This is a genomic window from Kitasatospora sp. NPDC058492 (assembly GCF_042720685.1).
Lineage (GTDB): Bacteria > Actinomycetota > Actinomycetes > Streptomycetales > Streptomycetaceae > Kitasatospora.
On sequence record NZ_JBHXMU010000060.1, the window covers coordinates 1 to 20,213 of the forward strand.

At 73.6% G+C, this 20,213-nt stretch carries 20 protein-coding genes; 4 read left to right on the forward strand and 16 right to left on the reverse strand.

Translation table 11 applies throughout. From position 1 onward, the window contains the following. Positions 1 to 91: 91 nt before the first annotated feature. From ACFWPI_RS31025 to ACFWPI_RS31045, 5 genes are all read right to left on the reverse strand, one after another. Positions 92 to 1,111, reverse strand: a complete 1,020-nt coding sequence (locus ACFWPI_RS31025) for a lysophospholipid acyltransferase family protein (protein WP_063348850.1) — start codon at positions 1,109 to 1,111, stop codon at positions 92 to 94. Between the two features lie 7 nt (positions 1,112 to 1,118). Next, a complete protein-coding gene (locus ACFWPI_RS31030) occupies positions 1,119 to 2,231 on the reverse strand; it encodes an NAD-dependent epimerase/dehydratase family protein (RefSeq protein WP_063351306.1) in 1,113 nt (370 codons plus the stop codon). A 219-nt stretch (positions 2,232 to 2,450) separates the two neighbouring features. Further along, positions 2,451 to 2,549: a 30S ribosomal protein bS22 gene (locus ACFWPI_RS31035; protein ID WP_003948845.1), complete on the reverse strand. Its 99-nt coding sequence runs from the start codon at positions 2,547 to 2,549 to the stop codon at positions 2,451 to 2,453. Positions 2,550 to 2,738: 189 nt separating this feature from the next. After that, positions 2,739 to 2,948: a helix-turn-helix domain-containing protein gene (locus tag ACFWPI_RS31040; protein ID WP_063351305.1), complete on the reverse strand. Its 210-nt coding sequence runs from the start codon at positions 2,946 to 2,948 to the stop codon at positions 2,739 to 2,741. A gap of 226 nt (positions 2,949 to 3,174) precedes the next feature. Then, a complete protein-coding gene (locus tag ACFWPI_RS31045; protein WP_380375916.1) occupies positions 3,175 to 4,371 on the reverse strand; it encodes an acetoin utilization protein AcuC in 1,197 nt (398 codons plus the stop codon). Positions 4,372 to 4,491: 120 nt separating this feature from the next. Between ACFWPI_RS31045 and ACFWPI_RS31050 the strand changes: the two genes are divergently transcribed. Next, positions 4,492 to 5,007: a hypothetical protein gene (locus ACFWPI_RS31050; RefSeq protein WP_380375915.1), complete on the forward strand. Its 516-nt coding sequence runs from the start codon at positions 4,492 to 4,494 to the stop codon at positions 5,005 to 5,007. A 28-nt stretch (positions 5,008 to 5,035) separates the two neighbouring features. On the opposite strand, the gene ACFWPI_RS31055 is transcribed toward ACFWPI_RS31050, so the two are convergent. The 3 genes from ACFWPI_RS31055 to proC all read right to left on the reverse strand — a co-directional run bounded on the left by ACFWPI_RS31055 (position 5,036) and on the right by proC (position 7,910). After that, a complete protein-coding gene (locus ACFWPI_RS31055; protein WP_380375913.1) occupies positions 5,036 to 6,232 on the reverse strand; it encodes an MFS transporter in 1,197 nt (398 codons plus the stop codon). Between the two features lie 177 nt (positions 6,233 to 6,409). After that, the gene (locus ACFWPI_RS31060) at positions 6,410 to 7,060 is read right to left on the reverse strand and encodes an HAD family hydrolase (protein WP_380375911.1); all 651 of its coding nucleotides are present in this window, start codon (positions 7,058 to 7,060) and stop codon (positions 6,410 to 6,412) included. 22 nt (positions 7,061 to 7,082) lie between these two features. After that, complete coding sequence (gene proC, locus ACFWPI_RS31065; RefSeq protein WP_063348845.1) at positions 7,083 to 7,910, reverse strand: pyrroline-5-carboxylate reductase; 828 nt, start codon at positions 7,908 to 7,910, stop codon at positions 7,083 to 7,085. 165 nt (positions 7,911 to 8,075) lie between these two features. On the opposite strand from proC, the gene ACFWPI_RS31070 reads away from it, so the two are divergent. Next, the gene (locus tag ACFWPI_RS31070; protein WP_159398487.1) at positions 8,076 to 8,525 is read left to right on the forward strand and encodes a hypothetical protein; all 450 of its coding nucleotides are present in this window, start codon (positions 8,076 to 8,078) and stop codon (positions 8,523 to 8,525) included. Between the two features lie 142 nt (positions 8,526 to 8,667). Continuing rightward, positions 8,668 to 10,032 carry a hypothetical protein gene (locus tag ACFWPI_RS31075; RefSeq protein WP_380375909.1) on the forward strand — a complete coding sequence of 455 codons (1,365 nt, stop codon included), beginning with the start codon at positions 8,668 to 8,670 and terminating at the stop codon, positions 10,030 to 10,032. 3 nt (positions 10,033 to 10,035) lie between these two features. Here the strand turns inward: ACFWPI_RS31075 and ACFWPI_RS31080 are convergent, their stop codons facing one another. From ACFWPI_RS31080 to ACFWPI_RS31105, 6 genes are all read right to left on the reverse strand, one after another. Continuing rightward, positions 10,036 to 10,566, reverse strand: a complete 531-nt coding sequence (locus ACFWPI_RS31080; protein WP_380375907.1) for a hypothetical protein — start codon at positions 10,564 to 10,566, stop codon at positions 10,036 to 10,038. 79 nt (positions 10,567 to 10,645) lie between these two features. Next, entirely contained in the window at positions 10,646 to 12,490 is a 1,845-nt protein-coding gene (ilvD, locus tag ACFWPI_RS31085; RefSeq protein WP_380375906.1) for a dihydroxy-acid dehydratase, read from the reverse strand. Positions 12,491 to 12,690: 200 nt separating this feature from the next. Further along, complete coding sequence (locus ACFWPI_RS31090) at positions 12,691 to 13,458, reverse strand: class I SAM-dependent methyltransferase (RefSeq protein ID WP_380375904.1); 768 nt, start codon at positions 13,456 to 13,458, stop codon at positions 12,691 to 12,693. A 46-nt stretch (positions 13,459 to 13,504) separates the two neighbouring features. Further along, positions 13,505 to 14,332 carry a sugar phosphate isomerase/epimerase gene (locus tag ACFWPI_RS31095; protein ID WP_079136295.1) on the reverse strand — a complete coding sequence of 276 codons (828 nt, stop codon included), beginning with the start codon at positions 14,330 to 14,332 and terminating at the stop codon, positions 13,505 to 13,507. A 548-nt stretch (positions 14,333 to 14,880) separates the two neighbouring features. Next, a complete protein-coding gene (locus tag ACFWPI_RS31100; protein WP_380375902.1) occupies positions 14,881 to 15,843 on the reverse strand; it encodes a Ppx/GppA family phosphatase in 963 nt (320 codons plus the stop codon). A 97-nt stretch (positions 15,844 to 15,940) separates the two neighbouring features. Further along, a complete protein-coding gene (locus tag ACFWPI_RS31105) occupies positions 15,941 to 16,792 on the reverse strand; it encodes a glycerophosphodiester phosphodiesterase (RefSeq protein WP_380375901.1) in 852 nt (283 codons plus the stop codon). A 267-nt stretch (positions 16,793 to 17,059) separates the two neighbouring features. Here ACFWPI_RS31105 and ACFWPI_RS31110 point away from each other — a divergent pair, with 267 nt between their 5' ends. Continuing rightward, positions 17,060 to 17,896 (forward strand): hypothetical protein, encoded by an 837-nt coding sequence (locus ACFWPI_RS31110; RefSeq protein ID WP_063348837.1) that lies wholly within the window; start codon positions 17,060 to 17,062, stop codon positions 17,894 to 17,896. 65 nt (positions 17,897 to 17,961) lie between these two features. Here the strand turns inward: ACFWPI_RS31110 and ACFWPI_RS31115 are convergent, their stop codons facing one another. Beyond that, complete coding sequence (locus ACFWPI_RS31115) at positions 17,962 to 19,131, reverse strand: NADH-quinone oxidoreductase subunit D (protein WP_380375899.1); 1,170 nt, start codon at positions 19,129 to 19,131, stop codon at positions 17,962 to 17,964. Continuing rightward, positions 19,128 to 20,144 (reverse strand): SAM-dependent methyltransferase, encoded by a 1,017-nt coding sequence (locus ACFWPI_RS31120; protein WP_380375897.1) that lies wholly within the window; start codon positions 20,142 to 20,144, stop codon positions 19,128 to 19,130. Before ACFWPI_RS31120 ends, ACFWPI_RS31115 begins: the two co-directional genes overlap by 4 nt. Positions 20,145 to 20,213: the final 69 nt, after the last annotated feature.

Sequence of the window (20,213 nt, forward strand, 5' to 3'; positions counted from 1 at the left end):
CCGACCCGAAGCCCTACGTCTGGACCAAGACCGCCGACGAGATCCTCGAACGCCTCGCCGGATATCTGAAGCGAATTCCAGACTCAAGACACTAGAAGAACACCGACCGGCGCTGCACCAGCAGCTTGTAGAGCGTGTGCTGGATCGTCTCGCGCACCTCGTCGGCCAGGTCGAAGACCAGCATCGGGTCGTCCGCCGCCTCCGCCGGGTACCCGTCGGTGGCGATCGGCTCCCCGAACCGGATGGTCCACTTGGTCGGCAGCGGCAGCACGCCCAGCGGCCCCAGCCACGGGAAGGTCGGCGTGATCGGCACGTACGGCAGGCCCAGCAGCCGGGCCAGCGTCTTCACGTTGCCGATCATCGGGTAGGTCTCCTCGGCGCCGACGATCGAGCACGGCACGATCGGCACCTTCGCGCGCAACGCCGAGGAGACGAAGCCGCCGCGCCCGAAGCGCTGGAGCTTGTACCGCTCGGCGAACGGCTTGCCGATGCCCTTGAAGCCCTCCGGCCAGACCCCGACCACCTCGCCGCGCTCCAGCAGCGCCTGGGCGTCCTCGTTGCAGGCCAGCGTGTGGCCGGCCTTGCGGGCCAGCTCGTTGACGCCCGGCAGCACGAACACCAGGTCGGCGGCGAGCATCCGCAGGTGCCGGTGGTGCGGGTGGTGGTCGTGGATGGCGACCTGGGTCATCAGGGCGTCCAGCGGGATCGTCCCGGAGTGGTTGGCGACGATCAGCGCGCCGCCCTCGGCCGGGATGTTCTCGACGCCCTGGACCTCGATCCGGAAGTACTTCTCGGACAACGGGCGCAGCAGGGCGAGCAGCACCTCCTCGGTGAGCTCCCGGTCGAAGCCGAACTCGTCCACCTCGTAGTCGCCGGTGATCCGGCGGCGCAGGAAGGCCAGCCCGTCCGCGGCCCGGCCCTCCCAGCCCTTGCCGAACAACCGGGTGGCCGCCGAACCGAGCTGCCCGGACAGCGCCCCGCCGACGGCGTCGGCGAGCCGGTCGGCTGGCCGGTCGGCGGGCCCGGGGTCGTCGGGCGAGGTCCAGCTGGGGGCGGACTCGATCGGGATGACCCTGGCCTCGCCCGGCGCGTTCTCGGCTGCGGCACTCATCGCGGGTTCAGCTCCTGGGTCGGCGGGGGCGGTCGGTACGGACGGTGGGGACGCCGGCGGCCGGGGCCCGCACCGGGCCGAGCAGGGCGGCCAGCCGGTCGGTGACGGCGGCCAGCCGCTCGGGCGGCAGCAGGCCGGACCCCTGCGCGGCGGCGAAGTCGGCGAAGGCCTCCGGGGTGGTGAACGCCGGGCGGTAGCCGAGCGTCTCGCGCAGTCGCGTGGTGTCCACCACCCGGCCGTGGGTGAGCAGCCGCAGCTGCTCCGGCGAGACGTCCAGCAGCCGGGTCTGCCGGGCCAGCCCGGCCATCCAGCTGACCGCGGGCAGCAGCAGCGGCACGGTCGGCCGGCCGAGCCGGCGGGCGCACTGGGAGAGCAGCAGGACGCCCTCCCCGGCCACGTTGAAGGTCCCGGTGTTGACGGTGCCCGGTTCGGCCTCGGCGGCGGCCCGGCAGAGCACCGCGACGGCGTCGTCCTCGTGCACGAACTGCAGCCGGGGGTCGTAGCCGAGGACGGTCGGCAGCACGGGCAGCGCGAAGTACTCGCTGAGCGGGGTGTCCGCGGCGGGGCCGACGATGTTGGCGAAGCGCAGGACCGTCACCGCGACGTCCGGGCGGCGCCGGGCGAAGCCGCGGACGTAGCCCTCGACCTCCGCCGCGTCCTTGGCGAAGCCGCCGCCGGGCGGGTTCTTCGGCTGGATGCGCTCGGTGAACACCGCCGGGTCGCGGGGCGCGGAGCCGTAGACGCCGGTGGTCGACTTCACCACCAACCGGCGCACCCCGGGCGCCTTCTGGCAGGCGCCGAGCAGCTGCATGGTGCCGATGACGTTGGACTCCTTCACCGCGGAGCGGTTGGTGGAGCCCAGGCCGGTGGCGCTGACGCTGAGGTGGACCACGGTGTCGACCCGGTGCTCGGCGATCACCCGGGAGACCGCCGGGCGGCGCAGGTCGAGCTGGTGGAAGCGGTACTCGGCGGCCGGTCCGTCCGGCTCCTCGACCGGCAGCCGGGGCGGCTGCACGTCCACGCCGACCACCAGGTCCACGCCCGGACGGCGGCGGACCTCGGCGGCGAAGCGGGCACCGAGATGGCGTGCCACGCCGGTGACGAGCACGACCACGCCCACGGTGTGCACCCCATTCCCTCGGCCCGAGCGGCCTGCGTGCACCGTACCGCGCCGCCCTGCCGGGCCGTGAAACGACACCGCCCGCCCAGGCCGAGGCCTGGGCGGGCGGTGGAACGCCTGAACCCCGCCAAGGCGGGGCGCACTACTTCTTCCTGCGCCGTTGTACGCGAGTCCGCGAATAACCCCCGCCTGGGCGGGGCCGAAGCGCAGGCTCAGGCGTTACTTCTTGTTGCGACGCTGGACCCTGGTCCTCTTCAGAAGCTTGCGGTGCTTCTTCTTGGCCATACGCTTGCGACGCTTCTTGATGACAGAGCCCACGGAACAACCCTCGCTCACTGAGACTCGCGCCCGTGAGAGACGGAGTCCATACGACTGACGGACGGCCTAGCCTACCGTCCACGGGCCCTGGGCCGTAATCGTGCTCCCGGTGACCGGGAAACTCGCGGGGAATCCCCGGCGAACGGGGGTGGGATCCGCAGCTGCGGCCCCACCCCCGCCCACCCGGAACTACGCGCTCTCAAGCCTCACGTAGGACTCCTTGAGGTACTCGTGCACCGCCTGCTGGGGCACCCGGAAGGACCGCCCGACCCTGATGGCCGGCAGCTCTCCGCTGTGCACCAACCGGTACACCGTCATCTTCGACACCCGCATGACCGAGGCAACCTCCGCCACGGTCAGGAAGACGACTTCCTGCAAGGGGCGTTCGCCGGAACTCATGACCATCACCCGACCCTTCACCCGTGTGCAAGGCACCGGCTTCCCCTCCGGTGACTCCACCGGCACACGTGTATCCCCAGAGTAGTTATGGGTGGTACCAGTGGGAAGAGGGGAGGTGCGGTCCTCGTACGGTGAGAGATAGGACTGTTGCAGTACGTAGTCACTCGGCGGAACGCGGGAGCGGGCATACGCACGGCCCACCCGCACCTGGGCCGGGAGGCCGGTCTCAGGCCAGGAGTCCGAGGTGGGGGAACACCGCGCGGCGGCTGGCGAGGATGGCCTGATCGAGTCGGTCGGCCGGATCGTAACCCGCGTCGAAGTCGCGCCAGACCGGTCGGGCGCCGTCGGTCATCCGCAGCGGGGCGGGCCGGCGGGTGCGGCGGTAGACCTCGGCGCGCCAGGACTCGGGGGTCTCGGTGGCCGGGTCGACGGGCCGTCCGGCGGCGGTGGCGACCAGGTGGGTCCAGGTGCGCGGGACGACGTCCACGACGGCGTAGCCGCCCCCGCCGGTGGCGATCCAGCGGCCGCCGGTGAGCTGGTGGGCGAGGTCGTGCAGTTCCTCGGCGATCATCCGCTGGGCGTCCAGCGTGACGGCGAGGTGGGCGAGCGGGTCCTCCAGGTGGGTGTCGGCACCGTGCTGGGTGACCAGGACCTGCGGGCGGAAGGCGGTGAGCAGTTCGGGCACCACGGCGTGGAAGGCGCGCAGCCAGCCGGCGTCGCCGGTGCCGGCCGGCAGCGGCAGGTTGGCGGCGGAGCCGGGGGCGTCCGGGCCGCCGGTCTCGGTGGGCCAGCCGGTCTGCGGGAAGAGCGTGGCGGGGTGCTCGTGGAGCGAGATCGTGAGCACCCTGGGGTCGTTCCAGAAGGCCTGCTGGACGCCGTCCCCGTGGTGGACGTCCACGTCGACGTAGGCGACCCGCTCGGCGCCGAGTTCGAGCAGCCGGGCGACGGCCAGCGCCGGGTCGTTGTAGACGCAGAAGCCCGAGGCCTTGGCGGGCATCGCGTGGTGCAGCCCGCCGGCGAAGTTCACCGCGTGCGGGGTCTCCCCGCGCCAGACCGCCTCGGCGGCGGCCACGGACTGACCGGCGATCAGCGCGGAGGCCGAATGGATCGCGGGGAAAGCCCAGTTGTCGTCGGTGCCGAGCCCGTGCCGGGGATCCGACTCGTCGGGGTGGGCGGCGGCGTATTTGACCGCCTCGACGTACTCCCGGGTGTGCACCAGCCGCAGGGTGGACTCGCCGGCGGGCGGTGCGGCCCGCACCGTCACCCCGGGCCCGGCGTCCAGTCCGAGGGCCTCGACCAGGCGCATGGTGAGCGCCAGCCGGGTCGGGTCCATCGGGTGGCCGGGGCCGAAGTCGTAGGCGGTGACGGCCTCGTCCCAGAAGAGGTGCAGGCCGCAGGGGGTGTCACGCTCGGCGTCGGGCATGGCCTCCACCGTAGCGGGTGGGGGTGGCCGGGCCTTGTCCAGGGCGCGCCGGGGGCGGGGCTCAGGGCCCCCGCGGAGGCCCTACAGACAAAACCTTCACGACTTCATATCCTCTCCGCCATGAAGCCATTCAGCGCGCAACGCCTTGGGGTAATTCTCGCTGCATTACTGGGACTTGGCCTGCTCTTTGCCGCCCAGCCGGCCTCCGCCGCGGTCAGCGGCAGCTCGTTCGCCGTCGACAAGAAGACGGCGGCGCCGGGCGACCAGCTGACCCTGACGCTCTCGCTCACCAACACCGAGACCACCGACATCTACTTCGCCTACGAGTACATCCAGCCGATCTGGCCGGCCAACCAGCAGACCGGCGCGTTCACGGTCACCGGGTGCTCCGGTGACTCCACCGACTGCGCCGTCAGCGGGAACAACGCGAACTTCCACTTCCGGGCGCCGATCGCCCCGGGCGAGACCCGCACCGTCGCGGTCACCGTCCAGATCACCTCGGCCCCGACCTGGACCGGGCCGTACACCCTGAACTGGGCACCGTACGTCTACTACGAGTACTACCAGTCGGGTGGTGGCATCAAGGACCAGCTGTGGGCCAACGGCCTGCCCGAGCTGGCCACCGTGATCGGCTGACCTCCCTTCCCGCCCCAGCTCGCCCCCGTCACACCCTGGCGGGGGCGAGCGCCGGGGCCGGGGCGAAGCGCTCGGCCAGCGGCAGGACGGCGAGCACCAGCAGCATCGGGGCGAGCAGCGCCCAGCGGTACGAACTCGCGTCGGCGATCGTCCCGACCAGCGGCGAACCGATCAGGAAGCCCACGTAGTTGAAGAGGTTCAGCCGGGCCACCGCGGCGTCCGAGTCGGCCGGGAACAGCCGGCCCCCGGCCGCGAACACCTGCGGGATGATCGCGCAGATGCCGAAGCCGAGCACGGTGAAACCGGCGATCCCCACCCAGGCGGTGGGCGCGGCGGCGGCCAGCGCGAAGCCGAGCGCGGCCAGCCCGGCACCGGCCCGGACCACCGGGACGGCGCCCCAGCGCTGCACGGCGCGGTCGCCCAGCGCGCGGCCCAGCAACATCGCGACCATGTAGCCGAGGTAGGACAGCTTGGCGACGTCCGCGGCGCTGCCCAGGCCGTCGGTGAGGTACTTGACGCTGTAGTTGGAGACCGAGGCGTCGGCGATGTACGCGAACGCCATCGCCAGGCACAGCGGCAGCAGCGGCCGCCAGGGGATGGACCGCGCGGCGGCCTCGGCGGCCTCCCGTACGGCGTCCCCGAGTTCGGCCGGTCCGGCGAATCGGGTGCCGGTCAGCAGGGCCAGCGGGGCGATCACCGCCGCGGCCGTGCCGAACAGCACTGGCAGGCCGAGGTCGTAGTGCGAGCCGAGGCCGGCGAGGGCCGCCCCGAGGATGCCGCCGAGGCTGAACGCGGCGTGGAAGCCGATCATGATCGAGCGGCCGTAGCGGTGCTGCAGGCCCACCCCCAGCATGTTCATGCTCGCGTCGAGCGCGCCCACCAGCAGGCCGAACGCCCCGAGCGCGACGGCGAGTTGCCAGAGCGTGTCGCCGAGGCCGGCGCCCGCGAGGCTGAGGCAGACCAGCGGCTGGACGACCCGCAGCACGGCCCGCGCGCCGGTGCGCTTCACCAGCTGCTCGGAGGTGATCGAGCCGACCCCGGCGAGGATCGGCACCGCGGCCAGGAACAGCGGCAGCAGCGCGTCGCTCAGCCCGTACCGGTGCTGGATCTCCGGAATGCAGGTGACCAGCAGCGCGAAGGTGGTGCCCTGGAGCAGGAAGCTGACGGCGAGCGCGGCCCGCCCGGCGCGCAGGCCGGGCGGGATCGCGGGTGACGCGGCACTCATGACGGACCTCGCTACTGGCCGGTACGACGATGTTGGCGAGAGCGTAGGCGGTGGACCGCGATTGCGGGAGGGGTCGCGCAGGGACTTTCCTCCGTCGGGCACCAGGCCGGGCGGAGAGCCGGGCGGAACGGGTCGGAGCGGGGCGGGTCGGAGCGGGGCGGGTCGGAGCAGGGCGGGTCAGAGCAGGGCGGTGACCTCGGAGAGGTCGGCGATCAGCCCGGTGGCCCCGGCGGCGGTCAGCTTCGCCGGGTCGGTGAGCGCGGTGTAGCCGTACACGCCCATGCCCGCGGCCCGGGCCGCCAGCACGCCGTTGGGGCTGTCCTCGACGACCAGGCAGCGGGCCGGGTCGACGCCGAGGGTGCGGGCGGCGTGCAGGAAGAGGTCCGGCGCGGGCTTGCCCACGCCGACGTCCTGGGCGCTGAAGATCCGCTCCTCGGCGACGTACCCGCGCAGGCCGGTGACGTCCAGCGCGGTGCGGATCCACACGTGGTGCGCCGAGGAGGCCAGGCAGTAGGGGACGGAGCGCTGCCGCAGTTCCTTCAGCAGCAGCTCCGCACCCCGGACGGCCGTCAGCTCGGTGCCGAACGCGTCGAAGACCCGGCCGTGGAACAGCTCGTCGAAGCCCTCCGGCAGCGTCGCGCCGTCGTACCGCTCGGCGATCACGTCGTGGATGCGGTGGGCGGCGCAGCCCATGAAGTCCCGGTAGGAGTCCTCGACCGTGGTCGGGTAGCCGAGTTCGGTCAGGTACGCGGCCAGCACCCGGTTGGAGAGCGGCTCGCTGTCCACCAGGACACCGTCGTTGTCGAAGATCACCAGGTCGTAGGCCATGCCGTCGAGCCTACCCAGTCGGCTACTTGCCCCCGGAGGCGAGCTCCCGGGAGCGGTCCCGGGCCGCCTCCAGGGCGCCCAGCAGCGCGGCCCGCACCCCGTGGTTCTCCAGCTCGCGGATGGCCGCGATCGTGGTGCCGGCCGGGGAGGTGACGGCCTCGCGCAGCTTCACCGGGTGCTCGCCGGAGTCGCGCAGCATCACCGAGGCGCCGATCGCGGACTGCACGATCAGGTCGTGCGCCACCTGCCGGGGCAGGCCGAGCAGGATGCCGGCGTCGGTCATCGCCTCGACCAGGAAGTAGAAGTAGGCCGGGCCGGAGCCGGAGAGCGCGGTGGCCGCGTCCTGCTGGGCCTCGGGCAGCCGCAGCGCCTTGCCGACCGAGCTGAAGATCTCCTCGGCCCGCTCCAGGTGCTCCTCGGTGGCGTGCGAGCCGCCGGAGATGACGCTCATCCCCTCGTCCACCAGGACCGGCGTGTTGGGCATCACCCGGACCACCGGGGTGCCGGCCGCCAGCCGCTCCTCGAACCAGGCGGTGGGGATGCCGGCCGCGGCCGAGATCACCAGCCGGTCCGCGCCGACGTGCGGGGCCAGCTCCTCCAGCAGGGTGCCCATGTCCTGCGGCTTGACGGCGAGGATCAGGGTGTCGGCGAGCTTGGCGGCCTCGGCGTTGGAGGCGGCCACCACGCCGTAGCGGGCGGCGAGTTCGGCGGCGCGCTCGGGGCGGCGGGCGGTCACCAGGACGTCCGCCGGGTCCTTGCCGGCCCGCAGCAGGCCGGAGAGCAGGGCCTCGCCGATCTTGCCCGTGCCCAGGAAGGCGATCTTCTGTCCGTGTGCTGCGCTGGCGCCCATGGCCGCTCCTTACCTCGGTACTGCGGCCATCCTCGCACCGCGCGGGGGCACCCGCCGGGACCGTCCAGCCCGTGGTCGGCGACGAATTGCCCGACCTCGTCCCTAGGGAGAATCTCGGGGGTTTCCCCTATGGCCTCCGGCGCCGCGCGGGAGCACCGTGGAGTCATGGCACACGACGAAATGTCCCGACGTGAGAACCGGCAACTCGCCGTCGCCTCGGCGACCGTGGGACCGTGGCGGACGGCCGCGGGGGTCGGTGCGGTGGTGGGTGCGACCGCCCTGGGGATCGACGCGATCTCCGGGCACTGGTCACTGGGCATGCTGGCCGGGCCGGCCGGCTGGGCCCTGTTCTTCTTCTTCCTGGTCGGCACCGTCGGCGGGCAGCTGCGCCGCGACACCTCCGAACGGCGGCTGCGCCGCTGGGCGAACGACCACCCGTGGCAGTCGGCCCTCCCGGCGGCCGGCGGGCTGCTGGTGCTGGACATGCTGGCGCAGCTGCTGCTCGGGGACGCGGGCCTGTTCGGCGCGTTCTTCCTGGCGCTGCTGCCGGCCGGCATCCTGCTGGCCGTCGCCGGGATCGTGGGGTCGGTGAAGCAGGCCCGCACCAAGGACTGACGCCCCCACAGGGCGGCCCGGACTCGCCCGGACCCGGCCGGAACGGCACAGGCCGGGACGGATCGCCGCGCCCGCGCACGAGTTCACCACAAGGTGTGCCCCCGATCGACGAATCGTCACACCCCGTCGGCATACTGGCGCGATGCCGATAGCCGAAGATCCACAACCGCGCCCCGCCGAGGGCCGTGAGCCGGGCGGGTCCGACCCGTCCGGAGCGGGCGGGAAGGACCCGTTCGCCGACCTCGTCCTGGACGAGGAGTTCGTCAAGGGGGCCGCCGTCACCGAGCAGTCCGGGCGCACCCGGATGCTGGCCGCCCGATGGAAGCACACCCCGCCGGTCGACCCGGGCGGCCGCCGCTCGGTCAACGACGGCCCGGCCAAGGCCGGCCGCCGGTTCGGCCGCACGCCGAAGCCCCCGGTGACCGACCCCTGGGGCAACCCGCGCCCGCGCCGCCGCCGGCTGGACTGGCGCGCGCCGCTGTACGTCGTGCTGACCATCGCGGTGCTGCTCGCGGCCCTGAACCTCGACGGGCTGCGCAGCTGGTACTCCGACCACTACGGCGGGGGCTCCTCGAACGCCCACACCCCCGTGCCCACCGTCGCCCCGGAGACGGCCCAGCCGACCGCCGCGCCGCCGAAGGTCGACGAGCAGCAGCCGACCGTGGACCACCCGTGGGCCGGTTCCGTCGCCGAGGGCTGGCCGAACGGCGCGGAGGCCTTCGTCCTGCCCGACGCCCGGGCCACCGGCGTGTTCTCCGCCGAACAGGTCGGCGCCCAGCTGCAGTTGGTCAAGGACTACCTGACCGCCGCCAACCTGGACCCGCAGGTGATCGCGGGCGGCCGGCCGGAAGCCGCCCTGGCGCTGCTGGACCGGGAGGACCGGGACCGCGCGATCAACGCGCTGGCCAACCCCGCCAAGGACACCGACCCGACCACCTGGTTCAGCCGCTTCGACCAGCGCGAGGCCGTCCAGGTGGGCGACACGGTCAAGGTGCAGGGCCGGATCACCTTCGAGGGCGACGGGGACAAGGGCCTCCTCGTCCACGCCGACTTCAGCTACGTGTACGCGATGCGCCCCGGCCCGGACGCCGCCAAGCGCGCCGCGTCACCCCAGCCGCCGACGGGCGGGCAGCCGCCGACGAAGCCGGCCGCGCCGAAGGACGGCACGGCCAAGCCGGTGGGTCTGCTGGTGCCGACGGCCGACGTGGCCGGGGACACCTGGACCACGCGCACGATCGTGCGCCGGGTCGAGAACTTCCGCTTCTACGACCCGGCCCGCTACCGGGTCAACCCGAAGAAGCTCGTGTTCGGCGAGGGCGGCGGGTCGGAGTCCGCCAACTCGTCCTGCGACGTCTACGACGGCTACTACCACCCGGAGTTCGACCAGTTCGCGGCGCAGTCGCCGGACGCCCCGGGCAGCCGTCCGACCGGCCCCACGACCGACCCGTACGACCGCCGCAAGGACCTGTCGACCCGCGACGAGTGCGGCGCGGCCAGCCGCCTCTGAGGCTCAGCCCCGGCGCTTGCCCCGGCCCGGCGCCTTGGTGCCGGGCCGGCCGCTGCGGCCCGCCTGGCGCTTCTCGTACTGGGCGACGGCCCGCTCGTACGAGGAGCGCCTGACCGCCTCGCCGGGGGCCTCGACCAGGCTGCGGGCGAAGTAGGCGGCCAGGCTGCCGGCGCCGCCGATGAGCCAGACCGCGCCGAGCGACTTGTCCTCGGCCATCCAGCCGCTCAGCTGGTCCTTGCCCTCGGTGAGGACCTTCCAGGTGCGCATGACGCACATCATCGAGCAGACCGCGATCGCGGCCGTCAGCAGCCCGTTCAGGAAGCCGCCGCCGTCGGAGAGGGCGACGCCCTCGACCCCGAAGCGCAGCAGCAGGACGGCGACGGCGGTCGTGACCAGCGCACCGGCCGACACGGCGACGCGGCGCAGCCAGTAGCCGTTGTCCCGGTTCACCCAGCTGGTGCCGAACCAGCGGATCGGCTCCGGCTCGGGGGCGCCGGCGGGCTTGGGTGCGGGGGTGGGGGGCTGCTCGCTCACGGGGTCGATTATCACCCAACGCGCGAGGAGCCGCCCCGGCCTGCGGGACGGCTCCTGCGGTGCTGCGGTGCCGCGGGGCTCAGCCGAGCTTGGTGACGTCGCGGACGGCGCCCTTGTCGGCGGAGGTGGCCATCGCTGCGTAGGCGCGCAGGGCCTGGCTGACCTGGCGGTCGCGGTTCTTCGGGCGGTAGCCGCCCGCGGCCTCCAGGGCGCGGCGGCGCTCGGCCAGGACCTCGTCGGGCACCTCCAGGGAGATGCTCCGGCCGGGGATGTCGATGGCGATGGTGTCGCCGTCCTCGACCAGGGCGATGGTGCCGCCGGAGGCGGCCTCCGGGGAGGCGTGGCCGATGGACAGGCCGGAGGTGCCGCCGGAGAAGCGGCCGTCGGTGACCAGCGCGCAGGCCTTGCCGAGGCCGCGGCCCTTGAGGAAGGACGTCGGGTAGAGCATCTCCTGCATGCCCGGGCCGCCCTTGGGGCCCTCGTAGCGGATGACGACGACGTCGCCCTCCTTGACCCGCTTGGCGAGGATCGCCTCGACGGCGTCGTCCTGGGACTCGACGACCACGGCCGGGCCGCTGAAGGTCCAGATCGACTCGTCGACGCCGGCGGTCTTCACGATGCAGCCGTCCTCGGCGAGGTTGCCGTGCAGGACGGCGAGGCCGCCCTCGACCGAGTAGGCGTGCTCGACGCTGCGGATGCAGCCCTTGGCGGCGTCGGTGTCCAGCGACTCCCAGCGCTCGGACTGCGAGAAGGCCTCGGCGGAGCGGACGCAGCCGGGGGCGGCGTGCCACAGTTCGACGGCCTCGGCGGAGGGCGAACCGCCGCGCACGTCCCAGGTCTTGAGCCACTCGGCGAGCGAGTCGGAGTGGACGGTGTGGACGTCCTCGTTGAGCATTCCGCCGCGGTACAGCTCGCCGAGGATGGCGGGGACGCCGCCGGCCCGGTGCACGTCCTCCATGTAGTACGAGCCGTTGGGCGCGACCTTGGACAGGCAGGGCACCCGGCGGGAGACGGCGTCGATGGCCCGCAGGTCGAAGTCCAGCTCGGCCTCCTGGGCGGCGGCGAGCAGGTGCAGGATGGTGTTGGTCGAGCCGCCCATGGCGATGTCCAGGGCCATCGCGTTCTCGAAGGCGGCGCGGGTGGCGATCGCGCGGGGCAGCACCGAGGCGTCGTCCTGGCCGTAGTGGCGGTCGGCGATCTCGACGACCGCCCGCCCGGCCCGCTCGTACAGGGCCTTGCGGGCGGTGTGGGTGGCGAGGACGGAGCCGTTGCCGGGCAGTGAGAGGCCGATGGCCTCGGTGAGGCAGTTCATCGAGTTGGCGGTGAACATGCCGGAGCACGAGCCGCAGGTGGGGCAGGCGTTCTCCTCGATGATCGCGATGTCCTCGTCGGAGACGTTCTCGTTGGCCGCCTGGGAGATCGCGTCGATCAGGTCGAGCCTGCGCACGGTGCCGTCGACGAGGGTGGCCTTGCCGGCCTCCATCGGGCCGCCGGAGACGAAGACGGTCGGGATGTTCAGGCGCAGCGCGGCCATCAGCATGCCCGGGGTGATCTTGTCGCAGTTGGAGATGCAGATCAGCGCGTCGGCGCAGTGCGCGTTGACCATGTACTCGACCGAGTCGGCGATCAGGTCGCGCGAGGGCAGCGAGTAGAGCATGCCGCCGTGGCCCATCGCGATGCCGTCGTCCACGGCGATGGTGTTGAACTCGCGCGGGATGCCGCCCGCCTGCTTGATCGCCTCGGAGACGATCCGGCCGACCGGCTGGAGGTGGGTGTGGCCCGGGACGAACTCGGTGAAGGAGTTGGCGACCGCGATGATCGGCTTGCCGAAGTCCTCGCGGGCTACGCCGGCGGCCCGGAGAAGCGCCCGGGCGCCTGCCATGTTGCGACCGTGGGTGACCGTACGGGACCTCAGCTCGGGCACTGTGCTCCACTCCTTCGGGGCTCTCGCCGGCGCCCCGCCGGTAGGAGGATGCGGGGGCCGCTGTGGCTACCGAGCCTACGCCCGCCGTCCAGGCGGCGGACGGTCCGTCCGCGATGCGGGCACGCGGGCGGGCCGTCCGGGCGCGGCGTGTTCCGGGCGGGGTGCGGGTCAGGCGGGGTGTGGGTCGGGCAAGGTGCAGGTCAGACCGGGGTGATGCCCACCGCCAGCTCCAGGACGTAGGGCTCGACCACCCAGCCGTCGGGGAACTCGGCGATCATCGCATGCCGCTCGACGGCCAGCACCGGTTCGCGCTCGGCGGGGGACAGCGCGGCCATGAACGAGCGGGAGACCAGGTCGTCGAGCACGTGGTCGACGGTGGCCCGCCGCTCCCAGCGCAGCACCGCGCGTTCGACCGTCAGCCCGGCCGGGGCGAGGAGGGCGGTGAACTCGGCGACCCGGCCGTAGCCGTGGTAGTTGGGCAGCGCGGCGCTCAGCCGCTCCACCCGGGCCCGGACCCAGGGCACGGTCTCGTCGTGCACGTTCCACCAGACGGCGAGGGCGCCACCGGGCCGCAGCACCCGGATCGCCTCGGGGATGGCCCGTTCGGTGCGGGTCCAGTGGAAGGACTGGGCGTAGCTGATCAGGTCCGCGGAGTCGTCGTGGAACGGCAGTTCGTCACCGCCGGCCCTGACCAGCGGCAGGCCCGGCGAGGAGGCCAGGAACTGGGCGGCCATGCCCGCGTTGGGCTCCACCGCGACGACGTCGGCGCCGCGCGCGGCCAGCAGCCGGGTGGCGATGCCGGTGCCGGCGCCGATGTCCAGCACCCGGGCGCCCTTGAGGCTGCGGCCGGACAACCGCTCCAGCGCCTCGAACAGCCCGTCCGGGTAGCCGGGGCGGCCCCGGTCGTACTCGGCGGCAACCCCGCCGAAGCTCTCGGCGATCTCCCGGAAGCCCTGTTGATCCGTCATCTCTCCCCCTACCCAAGGAAGTTCGCACCCAGCCGGGCGCGGCTCCTCAGCGTACGCGCGAGGGGGTGGCCAGGTGCAAGCGGGTGAAGGCGAGCGCCTCGGCCAGGTCGGCCTCGCGTTCGGCGGGGGACGCGGAGCGGCGGGTGTTGACCTCCAGCACCACGTGGCCGTCGAAACCGGTACGGGCCAGGTGCTCCAGCAGTTCGGCACAGGGCTGCTTGCCGCGGCCCGGGATCAGGTGTTCGTCCTTGCCGGAGCCGCTGCCGTCGGCGAGGTGGATGTGGGCGAGCCGGTCGCCCATCCGCTCGACCATGGCGAACGCGTCGATCCGGGAGGTGGCGACGTGCGAGAGGTCGATGGTGAAGTGCCGGTACTCCTCGTCGGTGACGTCCCAGCCCGGCGCGTAGGCCAGCACCTCGCGGTCGCGGTAGCGCCACGGGTACATGTTCTCCACCGCGAAGCGGACGTCGGTCTCGCCCGCCATCCGGTTGATGCCCGTCACGAAGTCCCGGGCGTACTGGCGCTGCCAGCGGAACGGCGGATGGACCACGACGGCGCTCGCGCCGAGCTTCTCGGCCGCCGCCCGGGCCCGGACCAGCTTGGTCCACGGGTCGGTGGTCCACACCCGCTGGGTGATCAGCAGGCAGGGCGCGTGCACGGCCAGGATCGGCAGCTGGTGGGCGTCGGAGAGGCGGCGCAGGGCGTCGATGTCCTGGCTGACCGGGTCGTTCCAGACCATCACCTCGACCCCGTCGTAGCCGAGCTTGGCGGCCAGCTCGAAGGCGACGGCGGTGCCCGCCGGGTACACCGACGCGGTGGACAGGACCACCTTGGTGTCGGGGATGTGCAGGGCCGGGTGCGAGGGCAGCACCAGCCGGTCGGTGGTGCGCAGCAGCGGCGGGCGGGCGGCGTCGCGCCGGGCGGCCTTGACCGAGCGCACCGACTGGACGGCGGCCTTGGCGGCGCCGGCGGCCCGGGCGGTGCGGGTCTCCCGGGGGGCGGCCGTCGCGGCGGCCTTCCGCGTCCCGGACTTCCGCGCGTCGGGCTTCGCCCCGGCAGGCTGCTTCGCCTCGGACGTGTCCCCCGCGGGCCTCTTCGCCTCGGGCGCGGGCGACTGCTCGGCGGCCTTGCGCGCCGCGCTCTTGCGCCCGGTGCGCCGGGCCGCCTCGACGGCCTTCGCGGCCTGCGCCCCGGTGGCACCCTTGACGGCCTTGCCGAGTTTGCGGCGCGGGCCGTCCGGCCGCGGCTGCCCGTCCCCGGGAGCGCGGCCCTCCCGCGTCCCGTCCTCACCCGCTGGTTGCGCCACGGGAGACAGCGTAAGCGGACCGCGCTCCGAACGGGACCGGATCCCCGGCCGGCCCCGGCGGGAGCCGCCGGACGGGCCATGGGGCCCACGGTGTGGAGCCCTGCGGCGCGCGGGCCCTACGGGGTGAGGGCCGGGCGGCGGCGGTCGGCGGCGCCGTCCATGGCGTCCAGGCGGCGCAGGATGATGCCCTCGCGCAGCGCCCACGGGCAGACGTCCAGCTCGTCGAGGCCGAACAGGTCCATCGCGGCGTCCGCGACCAGTGCCCCGGCCAGCAGCTGCTTGGCGCGGCCCTCGGAGACGCCGGGGATCCGCGCCCGTTCCTCGACGGTCATCGAGGACAGTCGCGGCAGCCAGGCGGACAGCCCGCTGCGGGTGAGCCGGCGGTCGGCGTACGGGCCGGCGTCGGCGGGGGCGGCGCCGGTCATCCGGGCCAGCTGCTTGAAGGTCTTGGAGGTGGCGACGGCGTGCTGCGGCGCGCCGAGCCGGGCGACCTCGCCCACGACGGTGGCCATCTCGGCCCGGATGTGGCGTCTCAGCCCGCGCAGCCCGTCCGGGTCGGCGATGTCGCCGGGCAGCCAGCGGGCGGTGAGCCGGCCGGCGCCCAGCGGCAGCGAGCAGGCGACGTCGGGCTGCTCGTCCTGACCGCAGGCGATCTCCAGCGAGCCGCCGCCGATGTCCAGGTTGAGCAGTCGGCCCGAGGACCAGCCGAACCAGCGCCGGACGGCCAGGAAGGTGAGCCGGGCCTCGTCCTGCCCGGACAGCACCCGCAGCTCCACCCCGGTCTCCGTGGCGACCCGGCGCAGCACCTCCTCGCCGTTGGCGGCCTCCCGGACGGCGGAGGTGGCGAACGGCAGGATGTCGACGACGCCCTTGTCCTCCGCGACCCGCAGCGACGAGGCGATGTGGCCGACCAGCCGCTCGACGCCTGCCTCGCTTATCGCGCCGTCGTCGTCGAGCAGTTCGGCCAGCCGCAGCTCGGCCTTGTGCGAGTACGCGGGCAGCGGGGCGGCACCCGGATGGGCGTCCACCACGAGGAAGTGGACGGTGTTGGAACCTACGTCGAGTACACCGAGTCGCATAACTCTCCACGCTACGCGATCCGGCCCCGGACGAAACCGGTCTCGACCGTCTTCACACTGGTCCCGCCCGTACCCCGCCTCCGGCGACCGGACGCCCTCAGTGGCCGCGCGGTCCGGCCCGGCGCTCGGGGCGGCAGTTGGTGTCCACCCAGCGGCGGGCCCGGCCCGGGGTGTCCGTGATCAGGCCGTCCGCGTCCCGGGCCGACATCAGCTGCCAGGACTCCTCGTCGTCGAGCGTCCAGACGTACACCTCGCGGCCCGCCTTGCGCTCGGCGGCGATCCGGGAGGCGCTGGCCAGCGCCGCGTCCAGGGCGATGCCGCGCAGCGGCAGGTCGCCCGGGTCCTCGGCGATCGCGGAGCCCTGGATCAGCACGACCGGCAGGGCGGGCGCGGCGGCGTGGGCCTGGCGCAGGTGCTCCGCCGAGAACGAGTAGAGGACGACCCTGGCACCGCTGGCGGCGGCGATCCGGGCGATCCGGGTGACGTCCTCGGCGCGCTGCCACTTGATCTCCATCAGCAGGGTGGCGTTGCTGTCGGAGAGGCGCTTGAGCAGTTCCTGGAGGGTGGGGACGGGCTCGGTGGGGCCGGGGCCGACGGTCACTCCGAGGGCGGCGATCTGGGCGGCGGTGAGGTCGGCGACGGCGCCCTTGCCGTTGGTGGTGCGGTCCACCGTGGGGTCGTGCATCAGCACCGGGACGCCGTCCCTGGTGGTCTGGACGTCGGTCTCCAGCCAGTCGGCGCCCTGGTCGAGGGCGGTTTCGAAGGAGGCCATGGTGTTCTCGGGGGCGTTGCGCGGGGCACCCCGGTGACCGATCACCACCGGGGCGTCGCACGGCGGAGCGGCGGCGGCCGTCCGGGCCCGCAGCGCGGGCGCGGAGGCGCACCCGGCGGCCAGGACCGCGAGGGCGGCGAGGACGGCCGTGTGGGCGGCGCGGGGCGAGGCGGTCACGGCTCGGTGCTCCAGTGGTGATCCGGGGTGTTCCAGGGCATCCAATACGGGTCGACGCGAGATCATCAAACTGATCTGACAACCCGACAGTGGCGCCCGGTTCCCTCCAGCCTGCGGTCGGCCGGCCCTCGCCGACGCCACGGCGCACCCCGGATCACCCGGACGGGTCCCGGCCGGCCGGCCCGAAGGCTCTACCCTTGCCGGGTGGCACCAGCAGAAACGTCCAAGAAGAAGTCCAAGGCCTCCCCCGCCCCCGTCGACCTGGCGATGCCGACCCTGCGCGGCGAGAGCCCGCTCGGCGGGATCCCCCGTGACGAGGTCCCGCTCGACTTCCCGCGCGCCTGGGTCGAGTTCGCCGACCCCGACGACGAGGAGCAGGTGTTCCGCTGTGACCTCACCTGGCTGACCTCCCGCTGGGGTTGCGTCTTCGGCCAGGGCTGCCACGGCATCCGCGAGGGCCGCGGCGAGTCGGACGGCTGCTGCACGCTGGGCGCGCACTACTCGGACGAGGACGACGAGAAGCGCGTCCTCGGCCACGCGGCGCGGCTGACGCCCGAGCTGTGGGAGAACTTCGCGCACGGCACCGACGCCGCGGGCCGGATCACGTCCGACGGCGGCATCACCATGCTCGACGAGGACGGCGACCGCCAGACCCGCCGGGTCGGCGGGGCGTGCATCTTCGTGAACAGCCCCGGCTTCGCGGGCGGCGCCGGCTGCGCGCTGCACGCGCTGGCGCTCAAGGAGGGCCGGGAGCCGCTGGAGACGAAGCCGGACGTCTGCTGGCAGCTGCCGGTCCGCCGCACCTACGACTGGATCGACCGGCCGGACGACACCCGCTACCTCCAGGTCTCGATCGGCGAGTACGACCGCCGCGGCTGGGGCCCGGGCGGCCACGACCTGCACTGGTGGTGCACCGGCAGCCCGGCGGCGCACCAGGGGCCGGACCCGGTGTACGTCAGCTACCGCCCCGAGCTGACCGAGCTGATGGGCAAGGCGGCGTACGACGTGCTGGCCGGCCTGTGCGCGGAGCGGATCGCCACCAAGGGCGACCGCAAGGTGGCCCCGCACCCGGCCGACCCGGCCAAGCGGCCGAAGAAGGGCTGAGCCCGGGAAGCACCGGGCCCGAAAAGCACGGGCCTGCGCAGGCCCGGCCCGCGAAGGGCCGGGCCCTACTTGTCGATGTCCCCGACGACGAAGAACATCGACCCGAGGATCGCCACCATGTCCGCGACCAGCGTCCCGGGCAGCAGCTCGGTCAGCGCCTGGACGTTGTTGAAGGACGCCGAGCGCAGCTTGAGCCGCCACGGCGTCTTGTCGCCGCGCGAGACCAGGTAGTAGCCGTTGATGCCGAGCGGGTTCTCGGTCCAGGAGTAGGTGCTGCCCTCGGGGGCCTTGAGCACCTTGGGCAGCCGCTGGTTGATCGGGCCGGGCGGCAGGGTGGCGATCTTGTCGAGGCAGGCGACGGCGAGGTCCAGCGAGTTGAGGGTCTGCTCCAGCAGGCACTCGAACCGGGCCAGGCAGTCGCCCTCCTCGCGGGTGACCACGGTGAGCACCTGCCGCAGCTCGTCGGAGTCGTACGCGAGGTAGGGCTCGTCGCGGCGCAGGTCGAGGTCGAGGCCGCTGGCGCGGGCGATCGGGCCGCTGACGCCGTACGCCTGGGCCTGGGCCCGGGTGAGGATGCCGACGCCGGCGGTGCGGGCGCGGAAGATCTCGTTGCCGAGGACGAGGTCCTCGAAGACCGGCAGCTGGGAGCGGACGGTGGCGACGGCGGTGCGGACGCGGCCGAGCCAGCCGGCCGGGAGGTCCTCCTTGAGGCCGCCGACCCGGTTGAACATGTAGTGCATGCGCCCGCCGGAGGCCTCCTCCAGGACGTGCTGGAGGTCCTCGCGGCCGGTGAAGGCGTGGAAGATCGGGGTGATGCCGCCGAGTTCCAGCGGGTAGGAGCCGAGGAACATCAGGTGGTTGAGCACCCGGTTGAGTTCGGCGAGCAGGGTGCGGATCCACACCGCCCGCTCGGGGACCTCCATGCCGAGCATCCGCTCGACGCCGAGGACGACGCCGAGCTCGTTGCCGAAGGCGGAGAGCCAGTCGTGCCGGTTGGCCAGCATGATGATCTGCCGGTAGTCGCGGGCCTCGAACAGTTTCTCCGCGCCCCGGTGCATGTAGCCGATCACCGGCTCGGCGGTGATGATCCGCTCGCCGTCGAGCACCAGCCGCAGCCGCAGCACGCCGTGCGTGGCGGGGTGCTGCGGGCCGATGTTGAGCACCATGTCGGTGGTGCCCGCCTCGCCGGTGAAGTTCTCGGCTCCCGCCCCGATGCCGACCGTGGTCTCCCTCATGGGGTCAGAGTCTGCCACCCCGGCAGGGCGGCCAGGGCCTCCGGTACCGGCATGCGGACGGCCTGGGCGAGCCAGCCGAACGCGCCGAGCCCGGCCGGGTCGATCAGTTCGGCGCCCTCGCCGGCCCCGCCGAGCGCCCGCAGGTAGCCGGCCGGGTCGCTGGAGGCGAGCGCGAGCGGCGGCCGGGCACCGCTCACGCCGAGGGCGCGCAGGGCGTCCCGCTGGGTTGTCCACAGGCTGTGGAGACCAGGTGCGGCGACGGAGTCCAGAGCAACGTGCGCGGTGACGTCGCAGGAGCCGTCCGGCACCGGCGAAACCTCGCGGCCGCCCCGGAAGCCGGTCAGGGTGCCGAACAGCGGGCGCCGGTCGGCGGTGTGCCCGTAGTCGACGGCGACGGCCAGGCCGCGCTCCAGCCCGGCGACGGCCCGCGCCCAGGCGGCGTCCCGGGTACCGCCGAACTCCACGGAGTCCCCGGGGTGCCCGACCGGCCACCAGCGCTCGGCCCAGGCCGCGTCGGCCGCCGAGGCGGGCCCGCCGAGCCGCTCCCCGCCGGTCGCGGTGTCCACCTCCCGGTAGCGCAGCACCCCGCCGTCGTCGACCTCGCCGACGTCCAGCGGCACGTTGTCCAGCCATTCGTTGGCGAACAGCAGCCCGGTGACGCCGCGCGGCACCTCGTCCGTCCACAGGGCTGTGGACGGCAGGTCCGCCGGGCGCCGCGCGATCTCCACGCCGTACGGGCGCAGCCGCGCCAGCACCTCGCCGGGCAGTTCGGCCAGCACCCCGGTGAGCAGTTCACCGCGCCCGGCCCCGACGTCGACGAGGGCCAGCTCCTCCGGACGGCCTAGGACGGCGTCAACCTCCAGCAGCAGCCGGGCCACCGCGCGGGCGAACCGCGGCGAGGCGTGCACCGAGGTGCGGAAGTGCCCGGCCGGGCCCTCCGACCTGCGGTAGAAGCCGCCGTCCGGGTCGTACAGGGCCTGCTCCATGGCGGGCGCCCACCGCATCCAAGTCATAGCGCGGGACGCTACCCGCAGCCGGGCGCGCCCTCCCCACCGGTACGGTGCGTCTCCGACCTACGGAGT